Origin of the sequence: Leptospira ellinghausenii (assembly GCF_003114815.1) — a bacterium.
Lineage (GTDB): Bacteria > Spirochaetota > Leptospiria > Leptospirales > Leptospiraceae > Leptospira_A > Leptospira_A ellinghausenii.
Map to the genome: position 1 here is coordinate 1 of NZ_BFAZ01000009.1, position 14,708 is coordinate 14,708.

Annotated in this window: 11 protein-coding genes; 8 read left to right on the forward strand and 3 right to left on the reverse strand. The window is 35.9% G+C overall.

Going from position 1 to position 14,708, the window contains the following annotated elements; genetic code table 11:
- The first annotated feature begins 330 nt into the window (after positions 1 to 330).
- Genes DI076_RS08545 through DI076_RS08555 form a run of 3 tightly spaced genes read left to right on the forward strand, consistent with a single transcriptional unit; the run spans position 331 to position 3,173 of the window.
- Complete coding sequence (locus DI076_RS08545; protein ID WP_108959531.1) at positions 331 to 675, forward strand: hypothetical protein; 345 nt, start codon at positions 331 to 333, stop codon at positions 673 to 675.
- Positions 672 to 2,627: a S8 family serine peptidase gene (locus DI076_RS08550; protein ID WP_108959532.1), complete on the forward strand. Its 1,956-nt coding sequence runs from the start codon at positions 672 to 674 to the stop codon at positions 2,625 to 2,627. The genes DI076_RS08545 and DI076_RS08550 overlap by 4 nt, the downstream gene beginning before the upstream one ends.
- 15 nt (positions 2,628 to 2,642) lie before the next feature.
- Positions 2,643 to 3,173 carry a hypothetical protein gene (locus tag DI076_RS08555; protein ID WP_108959533.1) on the forward strand — a complete coding sequence of 177 codons (531 nt, stop codon included), beginning with the start codon at positions 2,643 to 2,645 and terminating at the stop codon, positions 3,171 to 3,173.
- A 176-nt stretch (positions 3,174 to 3,349) separates the two neighbouring features.
- On the opposite strand, the gene DI076_RS08560 is transcribed toward DI076_RS08555, so the two are convergent.
- Entirely contained in the window at positions 3,350 to 5,131 is a 1,782-nt protein-coding gene (locus tag DI076_RS08560) for a methyl-accepting chemotaxis protein (protein WP_108959534.1), read from the reverse strand.
- A 138-nt stretch (positions 5,132 to 5,269) separates the two neighbouring features.
- Complete coding sequence (locus DI076_RS08565; protein ID WP_108959535.1) at positions 5,270 to 6,469, reverse strand: metallophosphoesterase; 1,200 nt, start codon at positions 6,467 to 6,469, stop codon at positions 5,270 to 5,272.
- A 70-nt stretch (positions 6,470 to 6,539) separates the two neighbouring features.
- Between DI076_RS08565 and DI076_RS08570 the strand changes: the two genes are divergently transcribed.
- Positions 6,540 to 8,048: a malate:quinone oxidoreductase gene (locus DI076_RS08570; RefSeq protein WP_108959536.1), complete on the forward strand. Its 1,509-nt coding sequence runs from the start codon at positions 6,540 to 6,542 to the stop codon at positions 8,046 to 8,048.
- Here the strand turns inward: DI076_RS08570 and DI076_RS08575 are convergent.
- On the reverse strand, positions 8,041 to 9,291 hold the full coding sequence (locus tag DI076_RS08575; RefSeq protein ID WP_108959537.1) for an OmpA family protein: 1,251 nt from the start codon (positions 9,289 to 9,291) through the stop codon (positions 8,041 to 8,043). The genes DI076_RS08570 and DI076_RS08575 overlap by 8 nt on opposite strands.
- Here DI076_RS08575 and DI076_RS08580 point away from each other — a divergent pair.
- The 4 genes from DI076_RS08580 to DI076_RS08595 are packed head-to-tail and all read left to right on the forward strand — an operon-like array spanning position 9,255 to position 14,708.
- Positions 9,255 to 10,562: an NAD(P)/FAD-dependent oxidoreductase gene (locus DI076_RS08580; RefSeq protein ID WP_245918352.1), complete on the forward strand. Its 1,308-nt coding sequence runs from the start codon at positions 9,255 to 9,257 to the stop codon at positions 10,560 to 10,562. The two genes, DI076_RS08575 and DI076_RS08580, sit on opposite strands and share 37 nt — an antisense overlap.
- Positions 10,563 to 10,575: 13 nt before the next feature.
- Positions 10,576 to 11,520, forward strand: a complete 945-nt coding sequence (locus DI076_RS08585; RefSeq protein WP_108960873.1) for a sigma-70 family RNA polymerase sigma factor — start codon at positions 10,576 to 10,578, stop codon at positions 11,518 to 11,520.
- Positions 11,521 to 11,561: 41 nt separating this feature from the next.
- Positions 11,562 to 13,964, forward strand: a complete 2,403-nt coding sequence (locus DI076_RS08590) for a response regulator (protein WP_108959538.1) — start codon at positions 11,562 to 11,564, stop codon at positions 13,962 to 13,964.
- A gap of 9 nt (positions 13,965 to 13,973) precedes the next feature.
- On the forward strand, positions 13,974 to 14,708 hold the full coding sequence (locus DI076_RS08595) for an SDR family NAD(P)-dependent oxidoreductase (protein WP_108959539.1): 735 nt from the start codon (positions 13,974 to 13,976) through the stop codon (positions 14,706 to 14,708).

Consider the following 14,708-nt stretch of genomic DNA (forward strand, 5'->3'; position numbering starts at 1 on the left):
TTGTAAAAATTGTCCGGGATTATGAGACATTTTGCATTTTTTTTATGAAAAAAGAAGAGGAATTTAGCAGGGAAAATTAGATAGAATTTGAATCGTTTTAGATTATGTCGCATTAACTTGCAGCGATGACTGGAACCGTACGAATTGCCCAAATTATCCTAACTTCAATTATGCGCTCTATTCAAAAAAAATGAATTAAGTTCAATCTCATTTCTTGAAATTAACCAAAACCAAACAGCTGTCTGCTTTCGCAAAACGGACGCTAAATTTTCGTTACAAACTTCAAATAAAATTGACTAAAACTACTGTTATGTTGACATTCGACTTGATATGCGGCCAATAAATTATAATCGAAAATTTTTCTTTTTAATTTCTTTCATATTCACACTTGCTTTCGTATTGAGTTGTGAAAAAAAACAGACAAACAGTGGTAACCTACTTACATCTCTTTTTTATTCTCCCCCTCCGACAAATTCTTTAGATCCAATAACAGATCCTATCCAAGAAGGTGGAGAGATCCAAGCAAATATAGTTGTAGAAAAGATTAAATCTGGGGAGTACCAAATTAATCCAGGAGGTCCGCAAGAAGGAAAACTAGGAATTCAAGGATCTTATAAAAATTTGCCAAGCGCGGATGTTCTCTATCGTGCCGGTGCACCTAAGATTGGGAAGTGATACCGAATCAAATCAAGATTCAGATTAAAAAAATTATAGTAACCTCTGAAGACGGGTTAGAATTGGAAACAAATTTCAATTCCACTCTTGTTGACATTATTTCTTTTGGAATGAATGCGCCTGGTATAGCGTCAATTTCAAATATTCCAAAAGGAAAGTATAAATCGATTAAGTTCGTTCTAGATGCTCATCACGGGAATGCTTGGATCAATGAAGAATCATTTGGATTTCATTTTACAAATTCTACTCAAATTGAAATGAAAGGTAATTTCGAAGTCATTACTGGTTTCACCACAAATCTTAAACTAAACTTCGATTTATCTCAATTACAATACAACTATTCAGAAAATTCTTTTACATTACCAAATCAAATTGCCACTATCAAAAAAGCTTCGTTTGAGTTACCTTACACGCCAGGAATTCTCATTGTAAAACTTACTAAACCAATTGAAAACATCGATTCCAATAAAGTGGGACTTCAAGAAATAGATGCTATATTAGAAAAATATTCTTTATTGTCCATCTTACCTTTTGTTGCAGATGACACAAATGTAGATCCAGAAACTGCAAAATTAATTGGACTCGATCGGACATATTTCTTATTGTTTGAAGCAAGAGTAGACCTTCTCCAAGTAAACTTTGCACTTACGAACAAGCCAGGTATTGAATGGGCGACAACTAATTCTAAGTCAGAACCAGACATGGTTCCAGATGATCCTGAGGCAAATACAGGTTGTTTCTTTTGTTCAAAATTTCAAAGTGCATATTTAACAGCTATTAATGCATATAATGGATGGAACATTACAACTGGGTCTTCAGGTGTAAAAATTGCCGTAATCGACACAGAGATTGATGATACCCATCCAGACTTAATGGGGAAAATCATCCAAAACAGATCATTTTTACCTGCGACCTGCTACCATTGGGGAATTTTTCCTTATGAATGTGTCACCCATTTGGAAGTCTCTAGCCCCTTCTATAATGGCGCACAAGGTTGGGATCATGTAACACATGTTGCAGGTAATAAACCTAGTTCTAGTGATCGACTAGTCGCCTACGGCATCCTTGAAGCAGTCAATGTAGGTGCCAAAGTCATCAATATGAGTCTTGGGGGCGAAGCGTACGTATATTGTCAATGGGCTTGTCTAGTTAGAGTATTTACTTATTCTTTAACAAGAGATGCTGTCCGTTATGCAGAAGCAAAACGAGTAACCATGGTAGCATCTTCTGGAAATGATAATAGAAGGATCGCATCTTTCCCAGGAACTGCAGAATTTTCAGGATCTTACCCTGCATCATATAATGAAGTTATTTCCGTAGGAAATCTCGACTCTGCATTTTCATATACTAGGAAAAATATTTCTTCAAATTATGGGAAAGTAGATATCTCTGCTCCAGGCACAAGTATATTCTCTACATCTACAAATGGAAATTATGTATTCAAAACTGGAACTTCTATGGCTGCTCCAATGGTTTCAGGACTAGCTGCATTAATTTTATCGATCGATTCTAATTACCATTCGAAAGACATTTTAAAATCAATGTGTAATCAAGCAACTCCACTCACCCAAACCGGAAACACTTCGATTGACCGTGAATACTTTGGTTGTGGAAGAATCAACATTGGTGCAACACTGACTGCGTTAGTCCCTTCACCGCAAAGACCCAATATCGTTGCCGATTGTGGTGCAGTCGATCAAATCGCTTGTCCAGCTGGTCGTTGGTTTTTACCCTGGGACTTTCAATTTGTTGCTTCTGGAGGAACGCCACCATATAGTTGGTCATATGAAGGCGGGGGATTGCCAACCAATTCATGGTTAGATCCTAATACAGGACGTCTGGTTGGAGGAGCCACTTGGTGGTTTGGGCCTGGTTGGACGTTCATGCTAAGAGTCACTGATTCTGCAGGCCAATCTGATATTCGAAGTTTTTATTTTGCATCGGGATTATAGAGGAGAAAAAGTAAAATGAAAGTAATTAAAGATTTCAAAAATAGAGCATTATCATTCTTTCTAAACTTAATTCTTCTATTTTGTTTAGTTAGTTCCTGTAAAGAGGAATCAAATAATTCAAGTGTCATTCCACTTTCGTTAATCACAATTGCGAAAGAAGCAGAAAATTTAGAAAAACTAAACCAATGTATGGGAAGAGTTCCTGGCCAAGTTTGTATTACCGTAGTAGAACACCACCCAGTAAACATTCGACAGATCGAAGTCGTCCAAGGCGGAACTCAAATCGCTATGGTTGATGCCACCAATGTTCCGATTACAGACGCAATGTGTTATGTATACTACAATATTGAATTGGGAAATGGCACTCCTTACCGACGTGCAAAGATTTATCTCAAAAACAAGGACGGAGAAATTTGTGGGATAGGATGGGAAAAAAATGAAGGTGGGACCGTTGACCAATTATTAAATTTAATTGGTGAGGAGAAAAATCTAAATACGATTACAAAAATTGATTCAATAGGTATGACTTTAAAATTCACTCATTAAAACCAAAAGCAAAAAGAGAATCATAAAATACCTTTCAAAAGCTTACCCAATAGATTGATCGATCCGGTGAGTTTTTGAAATTTTTGTCTTAGATCCGATATTCTATTTTACTGTATCTCAATCTTTTGCCTGGATATAGGATTTTAGTTTCAATGCAATTAATATCCCATCCGCATTCAAAACCGAAACCTAGAAACAATCTTTTCCATGGAGTCAGAAACCAATTGCAAACGATTTGCTTCCTCGGATATTTCACCAAAGGTTGTTGAAATCTGAGAGTGATTTTCCCATAACTCTTGTAAGTTGGAATTGGAAGTTTCCGTGTATATAGTTTGTAATTCCATTTCACTTGTGATTTTTTCGGCATCCATTTGGAATTCCCCCACCAGTTCTTTCAATGACTTCACATTTTCTGAACTGGTTTCACTTGTGTGACCAAAAAGTTGTGCTACTTGGGAGATTTCTTCAAATTTGGATTTTACATCATTATTTGTGGAGATAATTTCTTTCATAGATTCCAAACTTTCTTTAGATGCAACCTGCGATAATTTGACAACACGTTTGATCTCTTCTATGTTCTTTGCTGTTTCATCTGCAAGACGAGATACTTCACTTGCAACCACGGCAAAACCACGTCCCATGGATCCTGCTCTTGCTGCTTCAATCGATGCATTGAGAGAGAGTAAGTTCACTCGATCGGAAATATCTTCGACTATGGAGATGGCAGATTTAATATTTTCACTCATTTGGTTCATGAGTTCCACTTTTTCATAGGCAGACTGGATAGCGTCTCCTGAAATCTTTACAGTACCGATGGAGTGATTCGTATTGATTACCAATTCTTCCGCTTTTATTGAGAGATTTGTCATCTCTTGTGTTACCCGAGTTAATTCATTTGCCAAAAAATTGGTTTTGTCTTTTTGAGATAACACACGTTCGTAAGTGGCTTTCGATAGGTTTTGAATTTGTTGCACAGAAGCAAATGTTGAATCAATTTTATTTTTTTCAGATACTACTTGCGAATCTATCTCAATGCCTTTGTTGAGAATCGTTTTTGAAGTATCAGAGAGAGTGACCGCTTCTTTTTTTGCCGTTTGAAAATAGACACGTAACGAATCCATAAACAAATTGAGTTTCACAATCGTATGACTTAAATTTGTCGCAGAAAGTTGCGGAATCGATTCCGAAAGTTCTCCTTTTGATAAGGTTTCAATCGAATGATTAAGATTACCAATGTCTTCCTTTAAAGATTTACTACCTACATAAGCAGCATACACCATAATGACCAACATCATCACAAATACAATGGGTAATTGATAAAACCAATAAGGGGATCGAAAGTTTGTTGCTAAAATTAAAAATAAATAATAACCAAAGGTTAACATCGGTAATATTGCTACTGCTAAAACTGTACACAAATTTCTCTGGAAAACTCCAAAAACACGAAGCCTAGAATCATCTAGTGGAACATCCGCAAGGATTTTGTTCCTTAATACTCCACTTAAATATACTTCTGATTGGAAATAGAATGCTAAATAAATAATAGGAACTAACATCACACAGGCGTAAGGAAGAGCAAATATTTCATTCCAAGGTAAACCCAAAACTGTGACAGCCATAAACGAAAACCCAAAAATAGATATTGTCCAACGAATTAGGATTACCCTACCTTCCCAACGCGGGTGTTCCAATAATCCTTTTTTCAATTTGGAAATCGATTCTGCATCTGTTAAGTGGGAATAACTCAGTAAGTGTTTTAATCGACGTGTGCGTAAAGTGATTCCCACAATTAACGGAACAAGTGATAATAAAGTACCGAGTAAGGCAAGTTGGATGAGTGTATTAGTGTCAAAACCAGATGCGAATAAACAAAAATTAATAAAATAAGGGAAAATTAAAAGGTATAAAGGAGCTTCAATGGCAATAGATAATTTCCTAATCAAACGATTCTCTGTCATTCTCTACCAACCTACCTTGCGATTTGACAAAGTTTTCAGAAAAGCAAAGTGAGAGCATCTATTTTCATATTTTTTTTAACAGTGAACAGAACAGGATGACCGTTCCCTGGTAAATTTAAAATACAAAAATGGTTCGAATCAAAGGTTAGATTCTAATTCCAAGACAGAAATCTCAGAGGGAGCTCCCAAACGGAACGGAGGCCCCCAATATCCGGTACCTCGGCTTACATAGATTTGTGTATCTTTGTAACGATGAAGTCCAGCCACAAATTTTTGTGCAAAGTATATGAGTATGTTGCCAGGGAAAAATTGCCCACCATGTGTATGACCAGAAATTTGTAAATGAAATCCAACTTTGTTTGCTTCATACACACTATTCGGTTGGTGAGCCAAAAGGATTTTATAGTCACAATTTTCCCCTCCAACCATGGCTCGTTTAGGATTTGTTTGGTGGGATTTAATCATAGTTCCGGCGGTTAAATCGGTAACACCTGCCATTAATAATTTGGCATTCCCTACTGGGATCGTTTGGTTCTCATTGAGCAAAACTCGAATTCCTAAAGCTTCAATCTCAGGTAACCAAGATAAAACTCCGGAATAATATTCGTGATTTCCCGTTACATAAAAGGTTCCATATTTTGACTGGATATCAGCTAAAGGTTTTAAGTGGTGTTTGAGTGTAACTGCTGGTCCATCTACTAAATCTCCAGTGATGACAACAACATCAGGAATTTGTGCGTTGATTTTTCCAACCACTCTTCGTAGGAATTTTTCTTTGATCGTAGGACCAATGTGAACATCTGAAATTTGTACAATTTTAAATTGATGTAGGTCAGGGTGTAAATTGCCAACCGGAATCTTAACATGTTTGGTAGTTAATCGAACATGTGCATTGTAAAACCCAAGAGAACTCAGCGCAGTGGCAACAACAATGGTTGAAAATGCCAAACTGAAGTTTTTTACCTCTGTCACTCCATCAATCGGAAACCCAAAATGTAGTAAGGTCGAAAACAAAAGTCTGGAATAATCAGAAACTATCCCAATATCAAGCAGTCGTAGTAGATCCATGAGTAGAACCAAAGTGAAAAGGATCGAAAAAAATCCAAAATTGGTGAAAGTGACATAGGCAAAAAATGTCTGGGTTTTTTCCCGTTTCGAAATACGACTAAAGGCATACGTTAAGGGGACAAGGAGAACCAGGGCTCCAATTCCAACAAGAATCATGGTAACAATGGGACCATTCAGTGAAAGTCCTGAGATTAATCGAAAGGTAGAATAATAATAGATAAATCCAAGTAAGGATGTTAATACTGACAAAAATACAAAGAACGCTTTCAATGAGATTACCCTATATATTGGACAGTTTTTTGATAGAGAAAGTAACCTTTATTCATACAAGAAGGATAGGATGAAAGAAAAAGATACAATTGGAACCAAGTCAGATGTGATTCTCATCGGAGCAGGAATCATGAGTGCCACTTTGGGAGTACTATTAAAAGAATTAAACCCCCACCTAACGATAACAGTTTTAGAAAGACTCGATGCTGCGGCAAGAGAAAGTTCCAACGCCTGGAACAATGCAGGTACAGGACACTCTGCTTTTTGTGAATTAAATTATACGGTTGAGAATGAAGATGGATCCATTCAGACAAAAAAAGCCCTGCAAATCGCTGAGTCCTATGAAATTTCAAAGGAATTTTGGGCCTACCTTGCAGGTATCAAACAAATCATCGATCCAGAGGATTTTATCCATTCAGTTCCCCATTTAAGTTTTGTTTGGGGAGATGAAAATGTTCGTTTTTTAGAGAAACGATTTAACGCACTCAAACAATATGAACTGTTTAATGGACTAATCTACACAGAAGACACAAAAACGATTTCAGAATGGCTCCCTCTTGTTATGAAGGGTCGTGATCCTAATGAAAAAGTGGCAGCAACTCGAATGGATTTAGGAACTGATGTCAATTTTGGGACCTTAACACGCGCTATGTTTCGTTACTTAGAAACGTTTTCTGACGTTCATGTCCACTATTTTGAAGATGTTAAAGATTTAGAGAGAAGTGAAAATGGAAATTGGCACCTAACATCTCATAATTTACAAACTCATGAAAAAGAACACCATGAAGCAAAATTTGTTTTTATTGGCGCGGGTGGCGGAAGTTTACCTCTTTTAGAAAAATCTGATATTCCTGAGGCATCTGGTTTCGGAGGATTTCCCGTCAGTGGACAATGGTTACGATGCAAAAATAAAAACATCATCAAAGAACATTTTGCAAAAGTTTATGGCAAAGCAAATGTTGGTTCCCCTCCTATGTCTGTTCCTCATTTGGATACACGTATCATTGAAGGGAAAAAAGAATTGTTATTTGGACCTTACGCTGGTTTTACGACAAAATTTCTGAAAAAAGGTTCTTATTTGGATTTAGTAAAATCTTTGGAATTTGATAATATTTTCCCTATGTTATCAGCAGGGATGCACAACCTTCCTTTGACAAAGTATCTGATTAGCCAAGCCTTACAATCTCACGAAGATCGAATTGAAGCATTAAGAGAATATTTTCCTGAAGTGAATTCGGAAGACTGGGAACTGGTTGTCGCTGGGCAAAGGGTTCAAGTCATCAAAAAAGATGAGGAAGAAGGTGGAGTATTAGAATTTGGAACAGAGGTTGTGTCAGCAAAAGACGGATCCCTTGCGGCCCTTCTCGGTGCAAGCCCTGGAGCATCAACTTCTGTTTCCATCATGTTGGAAGTTCTTTCGGACTGTTTTCCAAATGAAATGAAATCCAAAGAATGGAGAGATAAGTTAAAAACCATGATTCCAAGTTTCGGTGAATCAATGAAAGATCAGCCAGAACTCTGCTCATTGAGTCGCAAAAGAACAGAAGAATTATTGGGATTAAAAACCTTAGTTACTTAACTTTTTTCCTAAGTTCGATCACAACTTTTTCCTTCGACTCCACAGTGTACATAGCTGATCCTTGTGTGGAGTCGATGATCCTTCTGGGACTAACACCTTTTTCTCTTAGGACGCGAGAGATAGCTTGTGCTCTTTCAAATCCTAAATCATAATTTTCGAAGTTACCTGGTAAGTCTTCTTTGTAAGGTGAAGTATAAGTAATGATGAGAATATCATATTCTTTAAATTCATTCTCTAAACTTCTTGCAATCGCATCTAACCTTGCACGTCCTTCCAAATGGATGCGACTGGATGGTAAATCAAATATCTCACTTGCAAAGAATACAAAACGTTCGAGTTTCGATTCATTCGGTATACTGGCTGTTTTCAATTGTTCATCATTGGGGATGGAATCGATCACTCGTTTTGGAGATTCTTCTTTGATTACAGGTTCTGGATTTGAGCCAAAACTGAGTCCAAGTCCAAATTTGATTGTAGTTTCCTCATAGTTTCCTTTATTTCTATAACCAGCCGATGGTGCTTCATAATTCACCATATAAACATTTGCATGTTCCACTTCCGAACTAATAAAAAAACGATGATTAAAATGATAACGAATACCCAAGGAACCAAAAACTCGATTTGTACTTCCACCATACAACCGTTCAGCGCCAGATCCACCGCCAAATCTAAAATAGGGATCAAATTGTTGGTTAGGCATAAAGTGAATGAAAAAATTTAAATCCGCAGACAATGCATTAAAAACATCTCTTTTCCTTTGCGCTCCGAAACTGTATAGATCTCCTGTTACTAAACGTGCCAACTGATTGGTCGCAGTGTCAGCAAGTAGTGAATACAATAAAACAACTCGGTTATCAACCGTTTGAAAATAGGAAGATGTGATGACTTGGTTCGAAACAGAAAGGCCTAAACCAAAATAACGGAACAATCCGTATTCAAATCCAACTTCTCCACCGCGACTTGATAGTCTTGCTCTATCTTCGGTGACATTGGAATAAAATTCATATAATAGATAACGGGATGTAGTGTCAGAGAAAGGTGAATTGATCACTAAATAATTTGGAAAGTTGCGATTAAAAACTGCCTTTTGAATGCTCCCTGAATTATTTCCAACTCCTCCCATCCCCATGCCATAAAGGATGAAATTTCCTTTATCAAAACCTTGGCTCCAAAGGAAAGCACCTGGATAGATGGAAAAAATCAAAATTGTCCAAAAAACAAGTTTTTGTTTCCATTTCTGCATGGGTGATCTTGTTCCAATATCGTTTGTTAATGCAAGTCCATTTTTTATCTAAAATTGTCACAAACCGACCCCCTTCCATCGTCATGTTAGGGAGGTTTCCTATGAAAAAAAAGGTTTTGATTTTAGGTGCGGGTTATGCGGGAATACTTTGTGCCAATCGTTTGCAAAAACAAAATAAGGATATAGAAGTAATACTCATTTCCAATTCTGAGTTCTTCCAAGAAAGGATTCGATTCCACGAACTGGCATCTCGGAGAAAGGAAAAAAAAGTAAAGGTACAAGATCTCATTAGAAATAAGATTCAGTTTACTATTGGCAAAGTCACAAAAATTTCACCCAATTCAAATGAAGTGGAAGTAAAAACGAATCAAGGCCCAATTGTATACAATTACGATTATTTAGTTGTTTCCATTGGAAGCCAAAATACCAAAACCAAAATGGAAGATGAAAATTCAATCCAATCAAAAGAGTCATTGGACGTATTTTTAAAATCAAAATGCCCAGAAGATATAGGTCACTTATGTATATTAGGTGGTGGACTAACAGGTATTGAATTTGCTTCAGAATGGAAAGAAAAATATCCAAACACAAATGTTACCATTGTGGATCAAAATCATTTTGCAAAATCCTTTTCCAAAATTGGAAAGGAATATATCAAAAATAAGTTTGAATCTTTAGGAATCAGAGTGATCGAAGCGAAGTTAATCAAAAAGATTGAGAAAAATAAAATTAGGTTCCAGGACCAAACAGAGTTACATTACGACACTTTTATGAACTGCACAGGCTTTCAGGTTAATGATTTACTCACAAAATCTGGATTTAACACAAATGAATCCAACCAAGTCTTTGTTGATCCTTTTTTACGATCCAAACAATACCAGAATGTATATGTTGCTGGAGATGCGGCCAAGTTAGAACCTTCTCATCTACGGATGGGATGTGTCACTGCCTTACCAATGGGAGCTTATGTTGCCGATACCATATCCGATGTATTCCGCAATCGAAACCTTTCTCCCTTTCGATTCCATTTTTTTGGACGTTGTGTTTCTCTGGGCAGAAACGATGGCCTCATCCAATGGACAAACTTTGATGATACTCCAAAAGAAAAAATAATCAAAGGAAAGTTAGGAGCATTGATCAAAGAATGTGTAAATCGTTTTACACTGATTGTTTTACGGATGGAAAAGTATCTACCATTTCGATTTTATTTCTGGCCGAAAGGGAATGGTATTAGATATACAATTGCATTTAAGAAAACAATGGTACAATAGGGAGAAACATAAATTGGAAAATTTACTATCCTTTTTAGAATGGAAACCATATTTGTTTTCCATTGCCTACAGAATTACAGGTAGTTATGCAGACGCAGAAGATATCCTACAAGAGAGTTACCTAAAGTGGCTCTCTGTGAATCACACGAAGGTAGAAAATCCTAAATCCTACTTAGGAAGTATCGTGGCAAGACTTGCCTTTGATTTATTGAAAAAAGCATCACGCAAAAGGGAAACCTATATTGGACCTTATTTGCCAGAACCAATTCCTGAATTCACTTCCAGTATCGATGATGAAAAAATAAATTTTGCATTTTTAGTATTACTGGAAACATTAAATCCATTTGAACGTGCAGTTTTTTTATTACGTGAATCGTTCGATTTTGATTTTGAATTAATCTCAAAAATTATTGGAAAAACCCCCGGATACACAAGGAAAATTCTAAGTAGAGCCAAACAGGCTTTAAAAGAACGAAGAAAAAAATTTGATCCAGATCCCAAACACCAAGAGAAACTACTAATGGAATTCAGTTTGGCTTGCATCAAACAAGATACAAACGCACTTTCTCAATTACTCAAAGAGGATGTGATTGCCTATTCTGATGGTGGTGGGAAAGTCCATGCAGCAAGGATTCCGATTCCTGGAATCATTCGAGTGATAACATTCTTAAAACAAACAACAAAAAAGGTGATCAATTCATCAACGGTTTACTTTGGTTATGCGAACGGGAGTCCCATCACCATTGGATATGGAAAGGATGGATTTCCCAATTTTGTACAGTTCATTATGATTGAGGGAAACAAAATCAGTGAAATTCTAACAATTGCAAACCCAGACAAATTGAAAGGGTTTCAAAACAAGGATCAGTTAAGAAAATTAGGATATATACGAAAACCAAACTATTTCCACTTGGTCTACTTATGGATTAAAAATAAAATCCTGAATTTTAGTAAATAGATTGTAGGATCGCCTTACATCATATCGTCATAATATTAGAGATGGTCCTTCGATTCATTCTGAAAGTAACGATTCCATTTTTAATCTTAACTTTAGCAGGATGTTTTTCTTCCGACAAACCAAACCCTCCCACAGCCGAAAAAGGAGTATTGGATCTAAGAAATTGGAATTTTGAACTCAATGGGAATGTCCCCTTAAATGGTGATTGGAAGATAGAGTGGAAACAATTGTTAACCAAACAAAATGATCATTCCGTTCTTACAAAAATTCCTGGCAATTGGACAAATCACATGGGTGTTCCCTACAAAGCGGGATATGCCACCCTACAGTTAAAAATCTTAGTGAATCCAAATGCAAAAACTTTTTACTTACAAAACGGTGTCACAAGAAATGCATTTAAAATCTTTGTTGGTGAAGAAAAAATTTATGAATCTGGAAAGGTAGGTCTCGATAGTGAGTCAGAGATTTCGAGTATCAACATACAAACCATAGCCCTTCCTTCACGAAATGATAGTGAAATCAATTTAAACATCCAAGTGTCTTGTTTTCATTATCATGTTTGCGGAATTGCGACACCATATCTGATTGGAACACACGAAGGTATCACTAAATCATTTTTTGAAGCCACCAGTCGTGATATTTTAGTTATGGCTTCTCTTGGCACACTTGCCTTTTTTCACTTTGTATTATTTTTATTTTGGAGAGATGAAAAAACTCACCTTTATTTTTCCTTTGTCTGTTTTCTTGCATCGGTTAGGTTACTTAGCATTGGAGAAACTCGACTTATTTACAATTATCTTCCTATGGGTGTTTATGAAATCATGGTTAGACTCAATGGATTTTCATTTACTTTATTATACCTTTCCTTTGTTAGATATGTAAAAGAAGTTTACCCTGATAAAAAATATTCATTCATCTATTTGTCGAATTATTTCTGTGCAATACTTTTGTTGTTTGGAATTCCTTTCCCAATTCCCATTTATTCACAAATACAATCATATCATTTAATCTTATCCTTACTTGGATTGTTTTCATTATTGTATCCAATTGTTCACGGTGTTTTGATCAAAAAACCTGGTGCAAAATTTTTTCTATTTTCCCTCGTTTCAACAATGTTACTTTTTTCATTAGATATCTTAACAGAATTTGCAAAAAAAGGAACTGCTTATCTCGCACAATATGGATTTTTAGTATTTGGGTTATCACAGGCTTTATTCATTGCAGATCGGATGATCCAAAATTTTAAAAATCGAGAGAAACTCAAACAAGAGAAAGAGTTAGCTCTTGCAGAAGTAAAATTTAAATCTGCTTTTTTATCCACAATGAGCCATGAAATCCGAACACCAATGAATGGGATTTTGGGTATGACTCAAATGTTTGGACAAACCAACTTAACAGAAGAACAAAAGGAATATCTAAGTTTAATTCAATTTAGCGGAGAAAACCTCTTATTATTAATAAACGATATATTAGATTTAACAAAATTAGAGTCAGGTAAATTTGAATTAAGATTAGAACCAATCGTTCTAAAAAAATTATTAAATGATATGGTTCAATTATTCAAATCGAAATTGAACACTGAATCAGTGAAAATAGAATTAGTCATTGATGGTGAAATTCCTGATACCATCATCACAGACCAAAGACGTTTCGCTCAAATCCTTTCTAATCTTTTGGGAAATGCAGTTAAGTTTACTGAGAGTGGATGGATCTCACTCATCGTATCATCTGCTACAATCAATGATAAAAAAAGTCAATTGGTCTTACAAGTGAAGGACACTGGAATTGGGATCCCAAATGAAAAAATAGGAGAACTTTTCCAACCGTTTATGCAAATCCATTCTCACTTGTCTGGAAAAACAAATGGAACTGGACTAGGACTTACGATCACTAAAAAAATCGTAGAAGAATTATCAGGAAATATCTCAGTGCAATCTGAATTAGGGAAAGGATCCATTTTTCAAGTTGAAATCCCAGTCGAACTCACTCATGATACAATCAAAACAATCAAGGATACAACAAACCAAAGTATCCTAAACGTCGTTGAGTGGGAAAAACATTTGGCAGAACAATACCCTGCAAAAATCTTGATTGCTGATGATGATTCCATCAATCTGAAAGTTTCAAAAATGTTTTTGAAAAAACTTGGTTATTCAGCCCTAGTTGCAGAAAATGGAAACGAAACACTAAAAGTAGTGGAAAATGAAAAACCAGATTTGATATTTTTAGATGTTCAAATGCCAGATCTGGACGGAATCCAAGTAACCAAACAAATTAGGCAAAATTCAATTTTAGCAAAACAACCTATTATCATTGCACTAACTGCTAATGTGATGGAAGAAGAAAAAGAAAAATGCCTTGCAGCCGGAATGAATGATTTCATGACAAAACCTCTGTTAATGCAAGAATTGGTTTTCATGATCAAAAAATGGTCAAAGGAATAATTAATGAGTATGATACATTCTTTAGTGGTTGGAGGTACTTCTGATATTGGAGTTTGGGTCGTTGAGTCTTTAGCTAAACGAAGACATTCCATTTCCATTACCGGCAGAGACAAACAAAAGTTATCTGATATACAAAAGGAAATCCTTTCAAAATACAATACTTTAATTCAAATCTATGAATTAGACATCACAAACATGGAATCTTTTGATTCCTTCTATTCTGGACTAAGTGTAGAGCCAAATCATGTTTATATCCTCGTAGGTTATTATGAGGACCAAATATTCGCCAGAGAAAATTGGAGAGAATTAGAAAAAACCATTCAAATCAATTTCACTGGAGTTGTTGCACTTGTGAATACCATTTCGATAAACATGGAAAAAAGGAAATCTGGAAACATTACAGTTGTTAGCTCTGTTGCTGGGATCAGAGGAAGAAAATTAAATTACATATACGGTAGTGCAAAAGCAGGTTTAACTACTTACGTTTCTGGATTGCGAGCACTCGTTTTCCCAAATGGTGTACACATTGGTACAATTTTACTAGGGCCAGTCTACACGAAGATGTCAATGGGACACAATTTAATTCCCTGGTTAACATTAACACCAGAAAAAGCGGGTGAAAAAATTGTCTCCGCTGGATTAAATAAAAGCAATGAAGTTTATATTCGTTGGCCTTGGCGTTTCATCATGTTTATCATCCAGATCATTCCAGAATGGATTTTTAAACGTCTTCCACCATTTTAG